Below are 23,567 nucleotides of genomic sequence, written 5' to 3'. Positions count from 1 at the left end.
GTTTCTTTATGCTAATGACTGATGATTTTTTCTTGTGCACGATTTTCATTTCCCCGATACTATTGAGAGTAACCCTAATTATCCCCCTGCATCATGCGGTTGATGGCTGACACGGCGATATTCTGATCCGTTATGGCCTGCAGTTGCTGTTGCCGGTAGCTGAGCAGACTCTGCCGCTGGCGGATGATGTCTTCTATACCTGTGCCCGTCACGGAGTAGTTTGTGGTGAGCAGCCGGATGGTCTGTTCAGTAAGCGTTACCTGATCTTTGAGCAGGTTGATCCGGCTGACTGAACTCTGATACTGGTATAGCAGATTCTCCAGTTCCGTGAACAGTTCACGCTCCGTTGCCTCCTTCTGGTACACAGCCGCCTGTTGGGAGAACTCTGCTTCCTTTTGGGCTGCATTGTATTTTTTACGGTAGATCGGCAGCGTCAGGGTCACCATCGGCATCACCATGTTCTCGCCGCCCATATTCATTTGGGTCATATCATCCATGCGCGGTTTGAAGATCATGTAGTTTAGTCCCACCCCAATCATTGGTCGGCCCATCAGTTGCGCCATCCGCAGCTGTGACTCCCGGGCCTTCTCGTCCCACTCGTACATTTTGAGCATCGGGTGGTTGCTGCGAATCGAGTCTTCGATCAGCGACAAGGTAGCCGGCAATGCTGCAGGCAGAAGTGTGTCAGCAGAGATGACCGTCATACTTGGACGGCGGCGCAACAACTGGTTAAAAGCTACCTGCAGTGGTCTGCGTGCCTCGTGGTGAATCAGGACCTGGTTTTCCAGTTCTTTCACCTGCAACCGGATCAGCATGACATCGACCATAGAAGAGCCGCCAGAGCTACCCATACTGGACATACTACTGCTACCAGCCGCCATGTTGCTCCCACTTGCCGAGCCGGCAGCTGCGCCGCTGGAGCCCCCCATACCTGCCATACCGGAGCCACCACTCCCCGCAGCACCAGAAGAGCCAGTCGAACCGCCCGTCGTACCTCGGGCTGGCGTGGCGGCACCAGAAGAACCACCTGCCGGGGCTGATTTATACTTGGCCAGTGCCAGTCTTTCCAGCGTCTTCATAATCTCCAGCTCCTTCTCCATCAGGATCGATTCCTGATCATTCAGGTATAGCTGGTACCAGATAGTGCGCACCTCGTGGTACAGGTTGATCTTCGCTTCGATGAAGGAGGCGAATTTCATCTGGGCCATGTAATTAGCCTCGTCGCGGGCCGCCTTTTGGGAACCGAACCAGGGGAACATCTGCATCACCGAGATATCACCTACCTGATTGCCCATGAAGCGCTCCATCGGTCGCAGAAAAAAGTTAAAGGAAGCCTCCGGGTCTGGCAGTGCACCCACTTGCGGGGCACGCTGCAGCGCCGCCTGATACTCGGCGTATCGTGCTTTCAGCGTGGGGCTGTTTTCGCCTGCCTCTACCAGATATTCTTCCAGCGTTTGCGCCTGTACCAAGGGCATTACCCCCAGCAACAGCACTATAATTGCTAGTATCTTTTTCATACGGTTTCTTTTTTGATTTTGAGTTCTTCGCGCCAGCTGTACAGCACCGGCACGATCAGCAGGGTGATCAGGGCCACGAACATACCCCCGAATGAAGGGATTGCCATTGGGATCATGATATCGGAGCCGCGGCCGGAAGACGTAAGCACCGGCAAAAGCGCCAGCAAAGTGGTGGCGGTGGTCATCAGACAAGGTCGCACGCGGCGTATACCTGCCTCCATCACCGCTTCGCGTACTTCGGCTCTGGTTTGCGGCATGTTGCGCTCGAAGCTCTGCTTCAGGTAGGTGCCCATTACCACACCATCATCCGTCGCGATGCCAAACAGGGCGATAAAACCAACCCACACGGCCACACTCAGGTTAAAGGTGCGCATCTGGAACAACTCCCGAATGTTGGTATCGCCAAAAGAGAAGTTCATGAACCAGCCCTGGCTATAAAGCCACAGCATCATAAAGCCGCCAGCAAAAGCCATTGCAATCGAAGTGAAAATGAACAGCGACGTACTCACCGACCTGAACTGGAAATACAGGATCAGGAAGATGATCAGTAAGCTGAGTGGCACGATAAACGATAACCTTTCTTCGGCTCGTATCTGGTTTTCGTAGTTACCCGAAAACTTGTAGCTCACACCCGCCGGCACCACCAGTTCACCACTAGCAATTTTCTCCTGCAGGTAGCGCTGCGCATCTTCTACCACCGTTACTTCAGCAAAACCTTCCCGCTTGTCGAGTAGCACATAGCCTGTCAGGAAGGAGTCTTCGCCGCGGATCATCATCGGCCCGGGACGGAACTCGACGTTGGCAATCGCGGTCAACGGAATCTGAGCCCCATTGGTAGTCGAGATCATGATGCGGCTGACTGACTCCGGATCGTTTCGGTATTCGCGGGCATAGCGTGCCCGGATGGAGTAACGCTCGCGGCCTTCCACGGTCGTGGTCAAAGCCATGCCGCCCATCGCCACTTCAATGTACTCCTGCACGTCTGCCACATTCAAACCGTAGCGGCCCATGGCGCGGCGGTCCAGATCGATCTCCATATAGGGCTTACCCAGTGAGCGGTCTGCATACACGGCTTCCGGTTTCACAGATGGCACCTCTTTCAGGAGCCGCTCCATTTGCATGCTGAAGTCCTCGATGGTCTGCAGGTCAGGTCCGTATACCTTCACTCCCATCGGGGCGCGCATACCTGTCTGCAGCATTACCAGTCGCGTTTCGATCGGTTGCAGCTTAGGGGCCGAAGTCACGCCCGGCAGTTCGGCCACCTCCACAATCTCATTCCAGATATCATCTGGCGTGCGGATGTGGTCGCGCCACTGGCGGAAGTACTCGCCGCGCTTGTCTTCCACCAGATTGCCTTTCTCGTCACGTACAAAGTTGCCGTCATCATCTACTTTAAAGCGGATTTTATACCCGTTTTCATCTGTGATGTATTCTGATTTGTATTGGATCACATTCTCGTACATCGACATGGGAGCAGGATCCAGCGCCGTTTCGGCACGGCCGGCTTTACCCACGACCATCTCCACTTCAGGTATAGCCGTGATGAGCATGTCGAGTTGCTGCACATAGCGCTTGTTCGCCTCCACACCCGTATGCGGCATGGATGTCGGCATCAGCAGGAAAGCGCCTTCGTCCAGGGATGGCATGAACTCCTTGCCCATGCCCGGGAAGGTATGCACCAGTCCGCTCCAGGGAGCAGATGTGCGAACGTTCACCCCCACTTTATCGAAGCCCGTCGCCACCCAGCCAAACACGCCGTTAAAACCGATCCAGATGTTAAGCCCCAGCAGCATAATGAAAGCTGGGATCAGCAGGAAGGTACCTTTATTCGCCAGACACCAGCCCAGCACACGCGGGTATACCCTGATGAAGAACGAAAAGAGCCCCAGCACCAGGCCGATGATCAGCAGTATAAAAATGAAGTTCACAAAATAACTCACCGATACCCCTAGCGGCACCCACTCCGTAGCCAGCAGCCACGAAACGGCCAGTACCGCTATACCTACCATGATCAGTGTATGGTGACGCCCGAAGCGCTCCGGCTGGTAGTAATTGAGCAGGTTGTTGGCTGCGATCAATATTAATGTGATACCTGCCAGCGGCACAATAAACAAAGCTACTATACCCAAGCCTACCAATATCCAGTTCAGGATCTTACTCCAGGCCACGTTGCGCGACTTCAACCCGAAAATAGTATGCGCAAAAGCGGGCATGATCAGGATCGTAAAGATGAGCGACGCCACCAGCGCAAAGGTCTTGGTATAGGCCAGCGGACCGAACAGCTTGCCCTCCGCCGCCTCCAGCGTAAACACCGGCAGAAATGAAATAATGGTCGTGGAAACAGCCGTCAGAATCGCAGTGGCCACCTCCGTGGTGGCATTGTATACCGTCTTCACCAGTGACTGCCCCGGCGGTGCCTCCTCCATGTGCCGCAGGATGTTCTCGTTCAGAATGATCCCCAAGTCGACCATAGTACCGATGGCAATGGCTATACCTGAAAGTGCCACAATGTTAGCGTCCACCCCGAAGTACTTCATCAGGATGAAAGTCATCAGCACGGCCAGCGGCAAGAGCGCTGAGATCAGCAGCGAGGCCCGCAGGTTGTAGACCATCACGATGATCACAATGATAGTGATCAGGATCTGCAGAATGATGGCTGTATTTAGCGTTCCGAGCGTTTCGTTGATCAACTGCGTGCGATCATAGAAAGGCACCACCGTCACTTTGGAAGTGCGTCCGTCGGCCAGTTTTTTGGAGGGTAGACCGGCTGCGATATCGTCCAGCTTGGCCTTCACATTGTTGATCACCGCCAGCGGATTGTCACCATACCTTGCAATGACCACACCGCCCACAGCCTCAGCGCCACTCTTGTCGAGCACGCCCAGCATAGAGCGGTCAGCCGGACCAATATTCACCCGCCCGATGTCCCGGATGCGGATCGGCACATTGTTGGCCACCCGCACGGTCGCCTCTTCAATGTCGCTGATTTCCTTCACATAGCCCAGTCCGCGTACCAGGTACTCCACTTGGTTGATCTCCACGGTGCTGGCGCCCACTTCCTGGTTACTGGCTTTCAGGGCATTCATCACCTCCATCATGGAGACGTTGTTCGCCTTCATAGCTACCGGGTCGAGGTCTACCTGGTACTCTTTGATATAGCCGCCCACAGAGGCCACTTCAGCTACGCCCTGTGCTCCGGCCAGCGCATACTTCACGTAGAAATCCTGGATACTGCGCAGTTCGTGCAGGTCCCAGCCCCCGGCCGGGTTACCCTCTTCATCGCGGCCTTCCAGGGTGTACCAGTATACCTGCCCGAGTGCCGTGGCGTCAGGGCCGAGCTTCGGAGTCGTCTCGGCTGGCAGCAGGTCGGCGGGAAGGGAATTTAGTTTTTCGAGTATGCGGGAGCGGCTCCAGTAGTACTCCACGTCATCTTCAAAAATGACATAGATGCTCGAGAAACCAAACATGGACGTGGAACGAATAGTCTTCACACCGGGCATACCCAGCAGGGAAGTCGTGAGCGGATACGTGATCTGATCCTCAACGTCCTGCGGAGAGCGGCCCATCCATTCGGTGAAGATGATCTGCTGGTTTTCGCCAATATCAGGTATGGCGTCTACCGGAACCGGGTCACGGGGAAGGAAGTTTACGTTCCAGTTGAACGGCGCCACCATGATGCCCCAGGCCACGATAAGGAGCAGCAGCAGGGTGGTCACCAGCTTCTGTTCCAGAAAGAATTTAATAATGCTGTTTAACATGCTTTGTTCGATTGAATGCAAAAAGGAATGGCGCTTTCCGGGTAGGAAAAGCCAATAGCTATACCTGACCTTAGCGGCCGGGCATCATCGAAAAAGCAGGTTTAAATCAGGAAGGACTGCACAAACACAGGGATGTCCTGCGCGAGCAAAGGCGGGGAATAATCCGGCACATGGGTATAGGCCGGTTCGTAAATTTCAAAAAGAGCAGACCATGCGGCTGTGAAAGCAGCGATGAAGGTCATGTCCGGAACGGATAGCTTGAAAGTCGGACTAAGCGCCTGCTCGTCCTCTACCTCGAGCACAATCGTCTGGTCCTGGCAGCAGTCATCGTCCATGGCTGGCTTGTGGCAATCCGGCAGACTTTCACGCTGTTTCTCCATTTCGCAGGCGGCGCTGTGCGAGAAGAAAGCTGTTGCCATGACCTCACCTGCGCACAAATGCTGCGTGATCGTCATCCCCACAGAGGAGAAAACAACCAGCAGGGCCAGTGTCAGGGTCAGTATGGTGCGAATCAGCTTCAAATTCAGGTACGCTCGTTCAAACGAAGATACAGTTTCTTTTGCAAAGGTAGGCATCAAACGTAAGATGAACTTACAGATTTCGTAGTAAATCTTACAAAAAACGATAGAAAGCCGAAGATTTATGCCAAAAGGCATCTTCCTGCAGACATGATTCAGTTCTGGCACAACTAAATATTCATACAACCGCGTATAGCATTATAGTAAGATACACAAACAGGAAGAAGATAATGAATAATACAGAACAGGAAGAACAGGGGCGTGTGCGGGAAAGCTCTTTTGATGAAACCAACGAACGGGTGGATCATCACATACGTCAAAGTATAGCTCGCTACAAAGGCCGCAGTCACGAGGAGATCTCAGAGCGCATCCGCGAACTCGACCAGGAATGGAGCATCGAACGTACTTTGGAGGTCAACGCTTCCACGCTGGCGCTGTCCGGCACACTGCTGGGAGCTTTTGTAAACAAGCGCTGGTTCATCCTGCCGGGTATTGTCACCACTTTCCTGCTGCAGCATGGTATACAGGGCTGGTGCCCTCCCCTGCCCATCATGCGTGCGCTGGGTATCCGCAGCCGGCGGGAGATTGACGAAGAGCGCTATGCCCTGAAAGCTCTTCGGGGTGATTTCGACGACATCTCTCCTAAAAGTTCGCCCGCAAAAATATTAGATACTGTGCGAGGCATCTGAGTGGGTATTTTTTATTAAAAAGTGATATTTATCATCTTCTGACAGGTCAAAAACATGGATATTTGTTCTTTTCCATGTTATGCATCAAAAACCTGCTTCTATACCTGTTGTTCTCTGGCTTATCAGCGGCATTGTGCTCGTATTGGCCATGGTGGTCATCGGTGGCATCACCCGCCTCACTGGCTCCGGCCTTTCCATTACCGAGTGGAACCTGATCTCAGGCACGCTGCCTCCGCTCTCTGAAAGCGAGTGGCTCCTTATGTTTGAGAAGTATAAGCAGTTTCCGGAGTACCAGAAACTGAACTTCGGCATGACACTCTCGGGCTTCAAGCAGATCTTCATGTGGGAATACCTGCATCGCCTGCTGGGCCGCATCATCGGAATCGTTTTCATTGTACCTTTCCTGTATTTCCTGTACCGCAAAATGCTGGCACCCTGGTTGGTGAAGCGCCTTGTTTTCATCCTGCTGCTCGGTATGGCCCAGGGCGTGATGGGTTGGGTGATGGTGATGAGCGGCCTGAGTGAAATGCCGCACGTGAGCCATTACCGACTGGCCGCGCACCTGACACTTGCTCTGCTGCTGATCGGTGTCATTCTCTGGACCATTGCTGACCTGGTGGCACCTGTGAGGCAGAAGTCCCCTGCCCTAAGAGCCTACAGCTCCCTCTCCTGGTTATTGGTGTTCGCTATACTGATCCAGATTGTGCTCGGGGCCTTTGTGGCAGGACTAAAGTCGGGCTTTTCTTACAACACCTGGCCACTCATGCAGGGGGAGTTCTTTCCTGGCTTCCTGAGTGGCTTATCGATCGTGCAATACTTTGATAATGGCGTAGCAGTGCAGTTCATGCATCGTTGGTTCGCATTTGTTGTACTGATCTTTGTAGTGCTGTTTTATAGCTACTTAAGCAAGCAGGACTTGCCGGGCACCACGAGGACAGCGGTGAGGTTTCTGCTACTTGTCACGATACTGCAGGTTGGCCTGGGCATAGCGACCCTGGTACTGGTGGTTCCCATCAGTCTGGGTGTGCTGCACCAGGTCGTAGCAGCGATTCTATTTATGGCGGCGCTGTTTGTGGCACATCAGTTGCAGCACAAAGCAGAAGCGATTATGCCGGAAAGAAGAAAAATGGCAGAACCAGCTGGCGTACTGCGTAAATACTAAGAGATGGACAACCTTCAAATACTTGAGCCTATGCCGGATCAGGAAACTGTACAGCACGAGGAGTTTCAACGTCTTATTGATCTCTCAGAACTCGACCTTGACTATGGCGATCTAAGCGATAGCTTCAAGGAATTGGTGCGGCTGGCCGCGCATGTGGCCGGCACGGAGATATCGCTTGTCAATCTGCTTGACGCCTACACCCAGTGGACGGTGGCAGGGTATGGTTTCCCGACTGGCAATATACCCCGAAAAGATTCTGTCTGCCAGTATGCCATCACACAACCCGATCCTTTAGAGGTCAAAGACCTGATGCAGGATGAGCGGTTCATGAATCTGCGGAGTCTTAAAAGTAATCCTGACCTCAAGTACTATTTCGGATTGCCTCTCCGGACGAAGCGGGGTTACAACATCGGCACACTCTGCGTACTGGACCGGAATATAAAGGAGCTCTCTCTTGAGAAAATAGAACTGCTAAAGATCATTGCAGGCGAGATCGTGCACCGCCTGGTCGTGCACCAGGTTATACATTCGATGCACCAGAAACTGGAAGAAGCCGGACAGCTGAACCGCAGGGTGGCGCACGACATCAGAGGGCCTGTGGGCGGTATCGTGGGACTGGCAGACCTTATCCTGAAAAAGGGAGAAAAAAACAAGCTGCCGGAAGTTCTGACTTTCATGAACCTGATCTACAAGAGCGGCCAGTCCATTCTTAAGTTGTCTGACGAGATCCTGACAGCGAACGAGGAGGCCCCTGCACATGAGACTTCCGATCTGGGTGAAAATGAGCTGAACCTGAACACCCTGCGCGAACGTCTGCTGGAACTCTATCAGCCACAGGCTACTGATAAAGGAATCACTTTTGATGTGGAGATCGATGCGATGCAGGCAGACAGACCTTTCCCGAAGAAAAGGCTGATGCAGATCACCGGGAATCTGATCTCGAATGCATTCAAGTTTACACCACCGTTGGGAAGCGTGACGGTGCAGCTAAGGCTGGAAGAGCTCGAAAACAAATCCCTGCTTCATATCCGGGTAAGTGACACAGGTATAGGCCTTACGGAAGAACAGGTAAGTGGTGTGATGCAGGGCAAATCCTCCTCCACGACCGGCACCAAAGGGGAGCAGGGTTATGGATTGGGATTGCAACTGGTGAAGCACCTGCTCGATGGCCTGCATGGAAGCATGACAGTGATTTCCTCACCCGGGGAAGGCACTGCCTTCGACATTAAAATTCCGATTCCCCGGCCACAGTAGGCAATCGGGCATTACCAGAAAGTAGGCCCGCTCTGCTGATTTGGATTCGCCTGACGGAAAGTATAGGCCAGGCCGATCTCGTTAGTGGAACGGCTGATCGAGCGTGCTTCCTGTACCGGGCTTTCGTAGGCGTAGGTGATGCGGAACTGGCGGTAGTGCAGACCTGCCCCCACATGGAATGCCTGGTCGTTGCGGTAGCCCGCTCCTGCCCATAGCATATCGTTATACACTGCTTTCACCTGTCCTTCGACTGTGCCTTTTAGCTGTTCATCATACTGGTACAGGCCATTCACAATCAGCCCGAAACGATCTGACATGGCGGTGCGAAATCCGGCCTGCGCAATATGCTTGCGGGTATAGACATCCTTCATAAAATTGTCGCTACTTTTCATAAAATGGCCCCTGGTAATATCCTGCATCCCGTAACCAAGGTAATAGTTTGCGGATGCCAGCGCAAAACCCAGGTTCAGGTCAAATTTACTCATGCTGTTCTGGTCGCCCAGTACGTGTTGGTAGCGCGGGTCGCCTGTGTTGTCCACCACCAGGCTGTTGCCGTCGAGCCGGAAATTATTGAAGGTGAGCGATGTGCCAAAGCGCAGACTAAGTGATTGTGAAAGCCGCACCCCGGTGCCATAGTTAAGGCCGAGCTGCGTCTCTCTTGTCGGGCCGAAGCGCTCCTGCAGTGCGATGAGGCCAAAGGCATGGCGGGCACCCATGTAATTGCTGCGCGAGTCGCGGTACTGATAGTGACGGGTACGATCCGTGGTTTTGTTCATATCCGCCATGTCCAGCTCACCTGAAAAGAATAGCGTCTTGGGGGCATCCTCAAATCCTGTCCACTGGTTGCGGTAATAGGTGCGAAGCATGGAGCCTTCACTACCTGTCAGTGCAGGGTTGTAGAAGTGCTGGTAAGCTGAAAAATTGCTGATGTACTTCCGGTTCTGCGCCTGCAGACCTGTGATGGTGAGTAATAATATAGCTGTTACGAATAATCTGTTCATGAAAACTTACTTAAGTACTGTTAATACACCCTTCTGCACCAGGTTGATATCCTTCACCTCGATGATATAGAAATAAGAACCCTCTTTCACCTGTCCGTCCTGACTACGACCGTCCCAGCCCTGCTCCGGGTTGGTGGTGTGGAACAGTCTCCTGCCTGCCCGGTCAAATACTTGTATGCTGATCTCATCGTAGAATTTGAGTTCCGGAACGGTCCAGGTATCGTTGATGCCGTCGTTGTCCGGCGAGAAAGCGTTCACCAGTTTGATCGGATTGGCTGGCTGGTATACCTCCTTGTTTAGGGTGAAAGTTTGTTCAAAGCTGTTTCGGTAAGGATCAGTAGTGCGCACCCGAATATTGAAGTTGCGAATGCCCGACAGCCCCTCGTTAGACTTCAGGTATAGCTGATCATCTCTCAGCTCAAAGTAGCCGTTGTGGCTGTCTCCTTCTCCGCTCACCAAGGCATAGGTATGCGTATCATCGTCGGGGTCGGTGGTGCTGAAAGTCAGCAGCACATCTTCCGGCTTAGCATTAGGCTGAAAGGAGTTGTGGCTGAGAGCGATGGCAGTTGGCGGTTGGTTTGGCTCCACCGTGACTGTGATACTGGCCTTGCGGTTGTCCTGATTGGTAGTGTTCGGCTTGAGCACCAGTTCCCCGCTTAAGGTATAGGAGCCGGCTTCCATTCCATTGTAATTGCCGGGCTGCCACTCCACTTCCAGAGCTTCTTCTTCGCCATTGGTATAGCGCACCTGTACCTGCTCAGGCAGTTGCAGGTCCTCAAATGCAGTTCGGAACGGGACGGAGATCGCTTCCAGACTACTCACCATCACAATATTCTTCGTCATTTTCACTACCTCAGCCACGGCGTTCGCACCTCTGTTACCGGCGGCATCCACCTGGTAAAAAATAAGTGTGAGCGTACCATCGTGCAGACCACTCAGATCCAGGTTTTGTACATCGAAGGCGGTTGCCGTCGTACTGGCGGTGCCTGTCACATCCGTGCCGCCCTTGTCGCTGCTGATGGTATAGAAGTATGTGGCCCCCTGCTCTGCTCCTCTTACACTGAAAGAAATATTCTGCTGGTTGTTATGCTCCACCTTGTCTGTAGAGAAAGCCACAGCATAGCCAGCCGGTGGCGTACTGTCATACTGTATACCCAGGGTATTGGAAGCAGTGTTTGGATTACCCGCCGCATCCTGCGCCATGCCCGCCGTTACACGCACCGTTACCTGGCCATCGGCTGCTGGTTTGATCACGGCGCTGTACGTCTGATCGCCTGTTTTGCTGAACTCACTGGCTGTGCCATTCGCCACTGTGATGTCGCCTACCGCAAAGCCTTCTACCACTTCACTGAAGCGGAAGTTGACAGTGAAAGGCTCGTTGGTGAGTTCGGAGGCATCTGTACTAAGGGCTACAGTTGGTGGTGTGGCATCGTACTGGCGTTTAAGAACGTTTGATGCCGTATTGCCATTGCCGGCTTGGTCTTCCACCTTGTCAGCGGCAAGTTGCAAACTTGTTTCCCCGTCTTTATCGGGTGTCAGCTGCACGGTGTAGGTCGTGTTATCCTGTTTCTGCAAACTGCTCAGTTTGCCGTTCGTTACGCTGAAGGAGTTTAAGGCAAGTCCCGTAACAGGCTCATTGAAAGTGATTGTAACAGGTATAGCCGCATTGCTGAGGTTGCCTGCTGTGGTGGACAATGTTACTGTTGGCGGCGCCACGTCATAGAGCCGCTTCAGTTCGGCAGAAGCTTCGTTGCCGTTGCCGGCTTCGTCAGTCACTTTGTTGGCTGCCAGGCTAACCACGACTTCCCCGTCAGCTGCAGGGCTGATCGTCGCGGTATAAACCGTGGCGCTCTCGGATTTCAGGTTGCCCGCCGAGCCGTTCTGCACACTGATGTCAGCCGCCACAAAGCCTGTTACCGCTTCGTCAAATATAAACCTAACAGTGAAAGGAGCCTTCACAATTTGTGGGGCATCTGCGCTCAGCGTGACTTTCGGCCGCTTCAGGTCATAGGCGATCTCCAGCTTATTAGAAGCCGTGTTGCCATTACCAGCCAGGTCAGTTGCTTTGTTGGCCGCCAAACTAAGAGCTGTCGTACCCTGGCCATTGGCGGGTGGCGTAATAGTAGCAGTATACGTGGATTTATTTACTTCTTTCAGATCACTCACAGTTCCACCTGTGACGGTGATATCGCCGGCAGCCAGTCCGTATACCTCCTCCGTAAACTTAAGCTGTACCTGAAAAGCCTCCCGCACGGGAGCTTTGGCTTCCGTACTGATCACAATATCCGGCCGGGTCAGGTCGATGGTCACCGTAAAGGTATTGCTCACCTTGCTCACATTGCCCGCAATATCAGTGGCGATGGCTGTGAAGCGATATACGCCGGCTGGCAGTGTGGTCCCCTCGTAGTTGAAGGACCAATCGCCGGCTTCATTTGCTTTCACTTTGCCCAATTCACCCCGCTCTACTTCACGCACAGTTACCTCCACGCCGCTCTGCGCCTTACCTGACAGACGAATGGTGTTGTCGGAGGTCACCCGGTCATTACTAACCGGACCGCGGTCTTCTGTGACTGCTGTAAAAGTAGGTGGTGTCGGAGGTTCTGTAATGATGGTCCAGGTATGGGTTGCCGGTGTGGCGTCTTTCCGGCCGGCTGCATCTACGGCCCGCACCGACAAGGTATAGCGCCCGTCGGCCAGATTGTTTAAGGTATAGGGATTGCTCACAGCTTCATAGTCGCCGCCGTTCAGACTCACCTCGAAGAACACCGGGCTCTTGTTGCTGGCAAACTCAAAAGAGGCAGACCTGCTGTTCGATATCTCGTTTGGCTTTTTGGTGATGGAGGTCTCAGGGTTATTGGAAGCCGTACTGGCCGGTTTCATGAGCGGATTCAAAACTTTGAACCATTGATTCGCCATTTTCTGAAAACCCGTTGTATGGGGGTGCACCAGATCGTGCATGTCGCCCTGGGCTTCCGTCCACCAGTATGCATACTTTAGCCCGGCTTCCCGCTCCATGTCCACAACAATCACACGGTCGCTGCGTGTGCGGATGCGGTTCTCAGCCATTGTTTTCAGGCGTTGGTTGAATCGGCTTGTCAGCTCGGAGGTGCCGGGCGAGTTGGCATCTTCAATACGATTGATGATCAGGGCCAGCACAACCGTAACTTCCTTACCTGCCCGTGCCTCATAGGCATCTACTTCATCCAGTATGGATGCCATTTCCCCGATGGTTCGGTCATCATCAGAAAGGCCGTAAAAGCCACCGTTGGTGCCCAGGTGCAGCAGGATTACGTCGGGGTTATACTTGTCCAGGTAGGTGCCTGTTCCGCGCGACACCTGCTCTCCCATCTGGTTGCGGTAGCTGCTTGTACGCAGCAGGTCCAGGATGTCGTTTGTGCGGGCAGCGGAGAAACCTGCATTTTGGTCATTGGCTAAAAACTCGCTGCCGGAGCGCTCACTCCCCACATAGGTAAAGCGGGCGTTTATGCCCATCAGCAGATCATATAATTGCTTGCGGTACGATATGCGCTGCGAATCAGGTCGTTCGTCACTTGACACGGTGCCGTGTGTATTGGAGTCGCCGAGCGGCATGATGTTGAAATTCTTGGTTTGCGCATGCGTGGTGGCGCTGACCGGACTACTCCAGGGAGAATCACCTGAACTGGTCACAGCCTTTACGCGGTAGTAATAGGTTTCGCCGTAGCCCAGACCCGTGTCGCGGTAGGTATAGATGTTTTTTCCGTTTGTAACAGGCACCGTGGCATGCTCCTGAAATCCAGCTCCTGCAAACAGCGACCGCTCCACCACGTAGCTGCTTGCACCCGTCACGGCATTCCACTGAACGGTGATGGCGCCAACAAGGGAGGGCTGTGCTTTGACAGCAGCAGGGGCTGTGGCAAAAAATACGTTTGGAGCAGCTATACTTTTGGATCCTGTAAGTGCCGCTGCTATAAGAAGTACTGTAAAAAGTATAAGTCTGGCCTGTTCTCTATAACTGAACGAGTAGATTTTATCCATAGAAATTAAAAGAAACGTAATTGAGCACCTTGCAGAGCCGATGTTATGCAAGTTCAGAGAGCTAAACGAAAAACTTTTTGACAGGTTGAGTAATTGGACCAGAATATATAGTGATACTCGTTGCCAGGAGGGTCAGTTGTCAGTTATTTCTTGTGTAGAGCAACTCTCAAAGGGACCATTTTTGGACCAAAGAGGAGTCAGAAAAGAGCACTTCGGGCAAAAAACATTATCTTGGCCCAACATGGAACAGAAGAAGGTACACCTGGTGCTCGGGAGCGGCGGCGCCCGCGGACTTGCCCATATTGGCGTTATAGAAGTGCTTGAAGAAGAGGGCTTTGAAATTGTCAGCGTAGTGGGTTGTTCAATGGGAGCTGTGGTAGGCGGCTTATATGCGGCCGGGTTCAACAAGGCCTACAGGGACTGGGTACTTACCCTGACCAGAAGCATGGTCTTTCAATTGCTCGACTTCACCTTTACCCGCCAGGGATTCATCAAGGGCGAAAAGGTGTTTAACCTGCTGCGGGAAGTGACCGGTCCGCAGGAGATTGAAAAACTGAAAGTACCCTTTACAGCGGTGGCCACCGACATGCTCCAAAACGAAGAGGTACACTATACTTCCGGTGACCTCTACAAAGGCTTGCGGGCCTCCATTGCAATACCCGGTGTTTTTACGCCCGTGCTCGAAAACGGGCAGTTTCTGGTGGACGGCGGCGTACTCAATCCGCTCCCACTCAACCTGGTGCAGAAAAACACCGATGAAATAGTGCTGGCGGTTAACCTGAATGGCCCGCCACTCGAAGAAAAACCAATGCAAAAAGTGAATGAAAGCCCCGAAGCGGTATCAGCCCTCTGGAAATGGCTGCACCGGACAGGCCAGGACACGGAGAGCACGTCCGGTGAAGCTTCGCCACTTTCAGATTACTCTCTCAGAGAGCTTTTACTGCTGACCTACCACATGACACAGGACCGGCTGACCAGGTTAATGCTGCAGGCCTACCCGCCGGATGTACTGGTAGAAATACCAGCGAACTCCTGCTCGATATTTGAGTTTTACAAAGCCAAAAGCCAGATCGAACTGGGACGTGAAACCTGCCGGAAGGCTTTGCTGCAGCTTAGCTAAGACACTTGCACAGTTTACCAAAGCTCATACAGGGCCAGCGGCTCATTCCATACCTGAAAAGTTTGCATTCAATAGCTTACGCTAGGAGCTTACCTGCACCTCTCGCCTGCCCTGCTGTATAAGCATCCAACCGGCAATCAGTATGACCACAGAAATTCCCAGAAAACCGAAGTTCCAGGCTGACTGATTCGTACTGATCTCACGCACGTTGTGCAGCACCAGGATGTGGTGGTCGATGATGCCCTCCACGATATTGAAAATGCCAAAACCAAGCAACAGACTGCCTCCAAAAATCCGGTTGGAAAGTACTGATTTGCGTTCGTATACCACCCGCCAAAGCAAGTAAATGCCCAGCGCCGTCGTGAGCCAGGTAAAGGCATGGAATATCCCGTCCCAGAACATGTTGGTCTCTTTATTCAGCAGCGTGTCAGGAGGTAATTTAGCCGAGATCATCTGATGCCACTGCAGGATCTGGTGCAGGACGATACCGTCCACAAAGCCGCCCATCCCAATACCGATCAGGGTAGCTGCTGCGATCAACGGACCAGTACGAACAGGTTGCACTTCTTCGATGGGTATTTGTCTTTTCATAGCTTGTTATTTGAGTTTGTTCAGCCGATACACCGCTGCTCCGATGAACAGAAAAGGCAGCAGCATGTAAAAGAAAAGTTTCAGAAAGCTTTCATCGAAGATAGCCGCCTGCAGAGGCTGGTTGCAGGTGGTGCAGGCAAGGGCTGTTGCGCTACTCAGCAGTATAAACAGAAATAATAAGGTCAGGCGAGCGAGTAAGCCAGGGATCTTCATCATGCACTATACCTGTTAAAATCAAATCAATTTCTGCATGCATATACCTGCCTTATTACACTTTAGTTGCTTTACAAAGCCTTTTCCCTTTCTCTTATTGTCCAGTCATGCAGCATTATCTCAAAAATCCGGGCTTATGTAACCATAGTCACTGAACGTCGCCTTTCTGCTGAAGATCTTTGTACTGTCAATTGACACAAAATCATACAAGCTATCATAAAGCGACACAAACGATAAGCAAGCAACAGACAATGGAAAAGACACTCAACATCATGGTGCCCGTAGACTTCACACCGGTATCATTCAAGGCCCTGCAGTTTTTGAACCTCCTGCTGGAGAAAACTCCTCTCAACCTCCACCTGGTACATGTGATTCAGGTGAATGCTGCCGAGTGGGCCGGCACCACGGACTCCTCTGAAAGTATCGACAGAGAAAAGATGTATGCCCAGGAACAAAAGGCGAAGCAGCAGTTTGACGAGCTCAGGAAGCAGGCTGATATGGACTTCACCAGCGCAGTGATATATGGCGGCCTGACTACCAGCCTGACCAGGTATGCCGAGCAGCAGCAGATTGACCTGATCATCATGGGCACCGAGGGGGCTGATGGCTGGTTCGAGCGCCTCTCCGGTTCAGAAGCGCAGCACGTGGTGCGCCATACGCATATACCTGTCATCACGATCCAGAAGGATGCCACTATCACACCGATTCAAAACATCCTGTGGGTAGCAGATTTCTCGGCCGAGAAACAGCCTGAGCAGTCTGTCAACACCATCAAGACATTGCAGCAGCTGTTTGGTGCCCAGTTGCACCTCCTGCAGATCATTGACAAGGGGGATGCACCGAAGCTGGACTCGATCAAAGCCAGCATGCAGCGCTTTGCGGAGGAACTGGGACTGCAGAACTACGAACTGCACTTTAAGAGTGACGATAAAGTGCCGGCAGGCGTGCGCAATTTCAACCAGGAGTCAGAGATGGACCTGGTGCTGATCGGCACACATGGCCGCAAGGGTTTCAGCCACATTTTCTACGGCAGCATCGCCGAGACGCTTGTGAACCACTGCATCCGGCCGCTCCTTACCTATCACCTCAACTAAAATAGTTTCACTTACCTAAACCGGGAGAGTTATACCTCTCCCGGGACCATACGATTATCACATTATGCAAATAAAACTTGCGCTTGCAACCGCTTTGTTAAGCGCTTTGTGGTGGAATAGCGCTACCGCTCAGGAACATCATGCCGCTGAACAAAAGCATGGCTCTGGACTGGAAGCAGACACTGTGCAGATAAAGAGTGTAAAAGAGTTGTTCACTAAAGGAGAAGTAGAGGGACACGTGCGCAACTACTTTATGGCCACGTTCAACCACGGCTCCCTCTCCGACAATTACGCCAATGCCATCGGAGCAGAGATCGGGTACAAAACCGCCTCTTTGCATGGCTTCCGCTTCGGCTTTGCCGGATTATTTACTTATAACCTGTTCTCCTCCAATATTTGGGAAAGGGACTTCATCTCTGAAAAACACCCGAAATTAGAGCTGGAGCTTTTCGATATAGAAGATCCCCACAACAAAGCGGATCTGGACCGTCTGGACGAGCTATACCTGGAGTATAACTCCGCAAAGCTTCGGGCGAAGGTGGGTCGCTTCAGCTTTGCTTCCCCCCTGATGAACCCACAGGACACACGCATGAAGCCCTATTCATTTCAGGGTATAAAAGTGCAGCTGCCGCTTCAGGGAAAAGGACTTTTCACTTTGGCCTGGTTTGATCATTTCTCTCCCCGAAGTACTGTGGAGTGGTTTAAGGCAGGCGAAACAATCGGAATATTCTCACCCGGAGTAGATGAATTTGGCAACCCATCTGCCTGCACACACCACACGCATACCAAAGGTGTGGTTGTGACTGGTTTGCAGCTAAATCCCAGTAAGCAACTCCAGGCCGAAGCATGGAACTACTGGATTGAAAATGTATCCAACAACAGTTATGGCAGAGCGATAGTAGAAGTAGCGCCACAGGTAAAGGCAGGTATAGAGGGACTCTACCAGTTCCAGATCGGTGACGGCGGCAACCCTGAAAGCACGCAGGTATACTTCCCGGACCAGAAGCAATGGCTGGCTGGTGGTATACTGGCCTACGAACCAGAGGATCTGCATCTGTCGCTCAACTACCTGCACATTGACGGGGACGGTCGCTTCCTGTTTCCAAGGGAATGGGGCCGAGAGCAGTTTTTTGCGACTATTTCAAGAGGACGATTGGAGGGTGTTGGCAAATCAGATTTGTTCGTGGCCAAGGCCCGCAAAAAATGGTCAGGAAACTTTACGTCAGAGTTAGCATTGGCCAAGTCGTGGCTCCCGGCACCGAATGATTACAGGTATAATAAATATGGCGCGATGTCCTATTGGGGCTGGGTCGCTGACCTGAACTACCGTCCATCGAAGCCTGTACTGGATGGGCTCAGTTTCCGCTTACTTTACATTGGCAGGACCTCTCCGGACATGGACATTCCGCTAAAGGATATGTACTACAACACCAATTTTCACAACATCAATTTTGTAACGCAGATCACTTTCTAAGTATAACTAACTCAAAAAAACAACAATCTACCCGAGATTAACGCTATGTGACTTACATCACTGTACGGGGCCAACGTATACCTTAATTTTGTATCAGCAATTAGAAATCCATTACTGGTTTCTGAAAACATAAAATATAAAAACCCAAAACCCATGAAAATAGAACAGTTCGAAGACAAAGGCTTAGCACATTACGCTTATGCCATACTGAGTGAAAAAACTGCTGAAATCGTGTTGGTAGACCCGGCTCGCAATCCGCAGCCCTATTACGATTACGCAGAGAAAAACAAGGCGAAAATCGTGGGCGTGATCGAAACACACCCGCATGCTGACTTTGTGAGCTCGCATCTGGAAATACACGAGAAAACAGGTGCGACTATCTATGCCCACAGCATGGTGGGTGCAGACTACCCCCACAAAACTTTCGACGAAGGCGATGTGCTTGAGATTGGTGACGTGAGGTTGAAATCTATCCATACCCCTGGCCACTCACCTGATGGCATCAGCATTGTGCTGGAGCACGAAGGCAAGGACAAGGCAGTGTTCACAGGAGATACGCTGTTCATTGGTGACGTAGGCCGCCCAGACCTGCGCGAGAGTGCTGGTAACATCACGGCCAAGCGTGAAGAGCTGGCCCGCCAGATGTATCACAGTACACGTGAGAAGCTGATGAAGCTGGACGACGATGTGCTGGTATACCCTGCGCACGGAGCCGGAACACTTTGCGGTAAAGGCCTGAGCGAAGCCAACAGCAGCACCATTGGTGCAGAGAAAATGAGCAATTACGCCCTGCAGGAAATGAGCGAAGACCAGTTTGTGAAAGTGCTTACCGAAGACCAGCCATTTATACCTAAATATTTCGGCTACGATGTGGGACTGAACAAACAAGGTGCTCCAGCTTATAAGCCAAGCCTGAACAAGGTGAAGAAACTGGAGAAAAACTTCAAGCCTGGAAAAGGTACTGTGATTGTAGACGGCCGCAGCGAGAAGGTTTTCAAAAAAGGTCACCTCGAAGGGGCGATCAATATCCAGAACGGCGGTAAGTTTGAAACCTGGCTGGGCAGTATTGTTGGTCCGGACGAGCGTTACTACCTGATCGCTGAAACAGAAGAAGAGTTAAACGACCTGATCCAAAAGGCCTCTAAGATCGGATACGAATTGCTGATCGAAGGAGCGTTTGTGCAGACCGAGGCTGCCGAGGAGAAATCACCTGTGATTGACGTGGCCGAGTTCAAGGAAAATCAGGATCAGTATACGATCGTGGACATCCGCAACGCATCGGAAGTGAAAGGTGGCAAGTTCTTCGACAAAGCCATCAACATACCCCTTCCAGAGCTGCGCGAGCGTGCAGAGGAGATACCGTCTGACAAGCCAATAGTCGTACACTGTGCAGGTGGTTACCGCTCTGCGGCAGGCAGCAGTATTGTGGAGGCAGCGCTGCCTGACACCAAAGTACTTGACCTGAGCGAAGCCGTAAACGACTTCAAATAAGCGTCTTGTAAATTAATAATTACCAGTGCAGGCACATGTAGTGCTTGCACTGGTTTTTTGCTTTATACTTGCTATACCTTAAAATCTATTCAATCCTTTACGATACGTATACTAAACTATGGAAATACCGCAGAAAGAAGACATCATCAAGCAATTCCCGCAGTTTGAACAGTCGCTACTCGATGACATACTTGCACACAGCGCCATCCGCGAAGTGGAGGAAGGAGAAGAGGTGATGCGCACCGGCCAGTACATCCGCTCTACGGTTTTGCTTTTGAGTGGATTGCTCAAGGTATACCGCGAAGACGATGAAGGCAATGAGTTCCTGATGTACTACCTCGAGCCTGGCAGCGCCTGCGCGATGTCCATGATGTGCACCGCGCGTGACGAGCAGAGCCAGATCATGGCCAAAGCTGTAACAGAAGCAGAAGTCATTCTGATTCCCTCACACCTCTCCGAGCAGTGGCTCGCCAAGTATAAGAGCTGGCACAACTTTGTGATCGCCTCTTACCGCCAACGTTTCGAGGAACTGCTGCAAACACTCGACAGCATTGCCTTCAAAGGCCTAGATGAACGCCTCCTGTTCTACCTCAAGCGCCACGTAAAAGTAAGCGGCAAAGAGATCCGCCTCTCCCACCAGCAGATCGCCCTCGAGCTCAACAGTTCCCGCGAAGTAATCTCCCGCCTCCTCAAAAAACTGGAGCAAACCGGTGCTATTACGCTGCATCGAAATTACATTGAAGTGCATGACCTGGAGGTAGTTTAGTCTGTAGGGACAGGTCGCGACCTGTCCGTGCGAAAAGCTGGTCTATGCGACGGGAAGGTATAAGTTCTGAATCACTTAAAAGATATAATTCTTGCATGTGATTGTCTGCGCAGAAATAACCTACTCTACCACTTCTTAATAGAAAGACCATAACAATCAGTTTCTTTTGTCATCCTGAAAGAATCTTGGTAGCATTTAGTTTAAGCTTAACCTCCCGGGGGTAAGGGCACTCTATTTCAATCTAGTTTCTTTACAGAATGACACTGTTGTTTTAACTCGTTTTCAAGGATGAAACAGCCTTACCCGCAGAAGGGAGTTCGGTGCACGATTCGGATAGGTCGCGACCTGTCCCTACGAACATAAACTCTAAAACTTTAAAACTTCCTTCCCTCTGTGATACTAGTCACTGAAGTCAGTTTATAACCTCCCTACCTTTGTACCAGGTTACAAAACAAAAGACATAATCAATGGAAATACTAGGTTATATAGCGGCCCTTCTGATTGGGCTTTCTCTTGGACTAATTGGGGGCGGAGGCTCTATTCTGACGGTGCCGGTACTGGTATACCTGATCGGCCTGAGTCCCGTTATCTCAACTGCCTACTCCCTTTTTATTGTGGGGCTTACCAGCCTGGTGGGTTCTTACAAATTCTACAAAAACGGGCTTGTCAGCATGAAGACAGCCGTGGTGTTTGGTATACCTTCTATTGTAGCCGTATACCTGACGCGCCGCTACCTGGTGCCGGCCATACCTGAGGAGATCTTTTCGGTTGGCGATTTCATGGTCACTAAGGGTATCATGCTCATGCTACTGTTTGCCGGGCTTATGGTGTTTGCCTCCATCAGCATGATCAGGAAGAAGAAAGCACCTGCCACAGCACCCACTGATCCTGTAGATACAGTAGACGAGAACATCGACACGGAAATTGATGTGGAAGGAAATGGCACAGCGCATCCAAAGCCAAAATTCAACTATGGTGGCATTCTGGCCGAAGGTCTGGTAGTAGGTACGCTCACCGGATTGGTAGGTGCTGGCGGTGGATTTTTGATCATCCCTGCGCTGGTACTCTTTAGTAAACTCAACATGAAGATGGCCGTGGGTACCTCCCTTCTGATCATCGCGGCCAAGTCGCTTTTCGGATTCATTGGCGATATTTTCAACTACGAGATCGACTGGATGTTCCTGGGTATTTTCTCAGCTATTTCGATTGTTGGCATCTTCGTAGGCACTTTTCTTTCGGCTAAGATCCACGCCGACAAACTTAAAACCGCTTTTGGTTGGTTCGTCCTGGTGATGGGGGTGTATATCATCGGAAAAGAGCTTTTCTTCTAAAAAAATCACTTGCGTGACCAATGTCACTGTGTCACGCTGATTATATTCAGATATTTGTATGGTCATCGGATAAGCAGGTGACCTTTCAACCTGAAAAATACAGCATTCAAAATTCAATACCCATGAAAGTAGAACAGATATATACCGGATGTTTGGCACAGGGTGCTTACTACATCGAGAGCAATGGCGAAGTAGCTATTGTAGACCCACTGCGCGAGATCAAGCCATACCTGGAGAAAGCTGAAAAGGCCAACGCAAAGATTAAATATGTACTGGAGACGCACTTCCACGCCGACTTCGTTTCGGGTCACGTGGACCTGGCAAAAGCCAGTGGTGCCCAGATCGTTTTTGGCCCTAATGCGCAACCTACTTTTGAAGCGCATATTGCCACTGACGGTGAGGAACTGAAACTGGGCAATGTGATCATCAAGGTGCTGCACACACCGGGTCACACCATGGAGTCGACGACTTACCTGCTGCTCGACGAGAACGGTAAGGAAACAGCGATATTTTCTGGTGACACACTGTTCATCGGTGACGTAGGGCGTCCTGATTTGGCCGTGAAATCTGATCTGACGGAAGAGCAACTGGCCGCACACCTGTTCGACTCGCTGCGCAACAAGATCATGACTTTGCCGGATGACGTGGTGGTATACCCTGCGCACGGTGCTGGTTCTGCCTGTGGCAAAAACATGAGCAAGGAAACAACTGACCTGCTGGGTAACCAGAAGAAGTCAAACTATGCCTTGCGTGCCGACATGACGAAAGAAGAGTTTGTGAAAGAAGTAACAGACGGTTTGCTGCCTCCTCCGGGCTACTTCCCGATGAACGTGAAGATGAACAAGGAAGGCTATGCCAACATCGAGGACGTGCTGACGCAAGGCCAGCAGGCACTGTCGCCGGAGGCTTTTGAGGCTGCTGTGAACGAAACGGGTGCGCTGGTACTTGACACACGCAAGCCGGAAACTTTTGCAGCTGGTTTTATCCCGAACTCGATCAATATCGGCATCGACGGCAGCTTTGCCCCTTGGGTAGGCGCCCTGATTCCGGATGTACAACAGCCCATCCTGTTCGTCGCTGATGAAGGCCGTGAAGAAGAAGTAGTGACCCGACTGGCCCGTGTAGGCTACGACAATACGCTGGGATATCTGCAAGGCGGCTTCGAAACCTGGGCAGCAGCTGGCAAAGAAGTGGACACGATCAAGTCTATCTCTGCAGCTGAGTTTGCCGCGGACTACGCCCAAAACAACAGCATCAAAGTAGTAGACGTGCGCAAGCCGGGCGAGTACCAGGCCGAGCACGTAGAAACAGCCCAGCATGCGCCACTGGACTACCTAAACGACCACTTGGCTGAGTTGCCGAAAAACGAGGACATGTACATACATTGCGCCGGTGGCTACCGCTCAATGATTGCAGCTTCTATCCTGAAGGCAAGAGGCTTCGACAATGTGGTGAACGTTGAAGGTGGATTTAAGGCCATTGCTGAGACAGCTATACCTAGAACGGCATACGTTTGCCCTTCTACACTGAAGTAATTTTGGTTTAGTTTAGTTTGATCGGGGCCAGTCACA

The 23,567-nt window shown here is 51.7% G+C and carries 17 protein-coding genes; 10 read left to right on the top strand and 7 right to left on the bottom strand.

Going from position 1 to position 23,567, the window contains the following annotated elements; genetic code table 11:
• Positions 1-74 precede the first annotated feature (74 nt).
• The 3 genes from I0P70_RS11220 to I0P70_RS11210 all read right to left on the bottom strand — a co-directional run bounded on the left by I0P70_RS11220 (position 75) and on the right by I0P70_RS11210 (position 5,850).
• A complete protein-coding gene (locus I0P70_RS11220; protein WP_196117761.1) occupies positions 75-1,517 on the bottom strand; it encodes a TolC family protein in 1,443 nt (480 codons plus the stop codon).
• Complete coding sequence (locus tag I0P70_RS11215) at positions 1,514-5,275, bottom strand: efflux RND transporter permease subunit (protein WP_196117759.1); 3,762 nt, start codon at positions 5,273-5,275, stop codon at positions 1,514-1,516. The genes I0P70_RS11220 and I0P70_RS11215 overlap by 4 nt, the downstream gene beginning before the upstream one ends.
• Before the next feature lie 101 nt (positions 5,276-5,376).
• Complete coding sequence (locus I0P70_RS11210; protein ID WP_230392132.1) at positions 5,377-5,850, bottom strand: hypothetical protein; 474 nt, start codon at positions 5,848-5,850, stop codon at positions 5,377-5,379.
• A 173-nt stretch (positions 5,851-6,023) separates the two neighbouring features.
• On the opposite strand from I0P70_RS11210, the gene I0P70_RS11205 reads away from it, so the two are divergent.
• The 3 genes from I0P70_RS11205 (at position 6,024) to I0P70_RS11195 (ending at position 8,898) form a co-directional block, all read left to right on the top strand.
• Positions 6,024-6,482 (top strand): DUF2892 domain-containing protein, encoded by a 459-nt coding sequence (locus I0P70_RS11205; protein ID WP_196117755.1) that lies wholly within the window; start codon positions 6,024-6,026, stop codon positions 6,480-6,482.
• Between the two features lie 79 nt (positions 6,483-6,561).
• Positions 6,562-7,644: a COX15/CtaA family protein gene (locus tag I0P70_RS11200; RefSeq protein ID WP_230392131.1), complete on the top strand. Its 1,083-nt coding sequence runs from the start codon at positions 6,562-6,564 to the stop codon at positions 7,642-7,644.
• A gap of 3 nt (positions 7,645-7,647) precedes the next feature.
• Positions 7,648-8,898 (top strand): GAF domain-containing sensor histidine kinase, encoded by a 1,251-nt coding sequence (locus I0P70_RS11195; RefSeq protein ID WP_196117753.1) that lies wholly within the window; start codon positions 7,648-7,650, stop codon positions 8,896-8,898.
• A gap of 11 nt (positions 8,899-8,909) precedes the next feature.
• Here I0P70_RS11195 and I0P70_RS11190 read toward each other — a convergent pair whose 3' ends face one another.
• Positions 8,910-9,899 (bottom strand): type IX secretion system membrane protein PorP/SprF, encoded by a 990-nt coding sequence (locus I0P70_RS11190; RefSeq protein WP_196117752.1) that lies wholly within the window; start codon positions 9,897-9,899, stop codon positions 8,910-8,912.
• Positions 9,900-9,905: 6 nt separating this feature from the next.
• Positions 9,906-13,916: an Ig-like domain-containing protein gene (locus tag I0P70_RS11185; protein WP_196117750.1), complete on the bottom strand. Its 4,011-nt coding sequence runs from the start codon at positions 13,914-13,916 to the stop codon at positions 9,906-9,908.
• A gap of 241 nt (positions 13,917-14,157) precedes the next feature.
• Here I0P70_RS11185 and I0P70_RS11180 point away from each other — a divergent pair, with 241 nt between their 5' ends.
• Positions 14,158-15,036 (top strand): patatin-like phospholipase family protein, encoded by an 879-nt coding sequence (locus I0P70_RS11180; RefSeq protein WP_196117748.1) that lies wholly within the window; start codon positions 14,158-14,160, stop codon positions 15,034-15,036.
• 81 nt (positions 15,037-15,117) lie between these two features.
• Here I0P70_RS11180 and I0P70_RS11175 read toward each other — a convergent pair whose 3' ends face one another.
• Positions 15,118-15,627 (bottom strand): DUF2243 domain-containing protein, encoded by a 510-nt coding sequence (locus tag I0P70_RS11175; protein WP_196117746.1) that lies wholly within the window; start codon positions 15,625-15,627, stop codon positions 15,118-15,120.
• 6 nt (positions 15,628-15,633) lie between these two features.
• Entirely contained in the window at positions 15,634-15,843 is a 210-nt protein-coding gene (locus I0P70_RS11170) for a hypothetical protein (protein ID WP_196117744.1), read from the bottom strand.
• 248 nt (positions 15,844-16,091) lie between these two features.
• On the opposite strand from I0P70_RS11170, the gene I0P70_RS11165 reads away from it, so the two are divergent.
• The 6 genes from I0P70_RS11165 (at position 16,092) to I0P70_RS11140 (ending at position 23,531) form a co-directional block, all read left to right on the top strand.
• The gene (locus I0P70_RS11165; protein ID WP_196117742.1) at positions 16,092-16,934 is read left to right on the top strand and encodes a universal stress protein; all 843 of its coding nucleotides are present in this window, start codon (positions 16,092-16,094) and stop codon (positions 16,932-16,934) included.
• 64 nt (positions 16,935-16,998) lie between these two features.
• A complete protein-coding gene (locus tag I0P70_RS11160; RefSeq protein ID WP_196117740.1) occupies positions 16,999-18,408 on the top strand; it encodes a porin in 1,410 nt (469 codons plus the stop codon).
• A 153-nt stretch (positions 18,409-18,561) separates the two neighbouring features.
• Positions 18,562-19,899 carry a rhodanese-like domain-containing protein gene (locus tag I0P70_RS11155; RefSeq protein WP_196117738.1) on the top strand — a complete coding sequence of 446 codons (1,338 nt, stop codon included), beginning with the start codon at positions 18,562-18,564 and terminating at the stop codon, positions 19,897-19,899.
• A 118-nt stretch (positions 19,900-20,017) separates the two neighbouring features.
• Positions 20,018-20,665: a Crp/Fnr family transcriptional regulator gene (locus tag I0P70_RS11150; RefSeq protein ID WP_196117736.1), complete on the top strand. Its 648-nt coding sequence runs from the start codon at positions 20,018-20,020 to the stop codon at positions 20,663-20,665.
• A gap of 467 nt (positions 20,666-21,132) precedes the next feature.
• The gene (locus I0P70_RS11145) at positions 21,133-21,996 is read left to right on the top strand and encodes a sulfite exporter TauE/SafE family protein (RefSeq protein ID WP_196117734.1); all 864 of its coding nucleotides are present in this window, start codon (positions 21,133-21,135) and stop codon (positions 21,994-21,996) included.
• Positions 21,997-22,118: 122 nt separating this feature from the next.
• Positions 22,119-23,531, top strand: a complete 1,413-nt coding sequence (locus I0P70_RS11140) for a rhodanese-like domain-containing protein (RefSeq protein WP_196117732.1) — start codon at positions 22,119-22,121, stop codon at positions 23,529-23,531.
• Positions 23,532-23,567 lie beyond the last annotated feature (36 nt).

It is taken from the genome of Pontibacter sp. FD36 (assembly GCF_015686655.1).
Taxonomy (GTDB): Bacteria; Bacteroidota; Bacteroidia; order Cytophagales; family Hymenobacteraceae; genus Pontibacter.
Note: the sequence above shows the minus strand (reverse complement) of the source record. Positions and strands in the feature narration are given on the sequence as shown.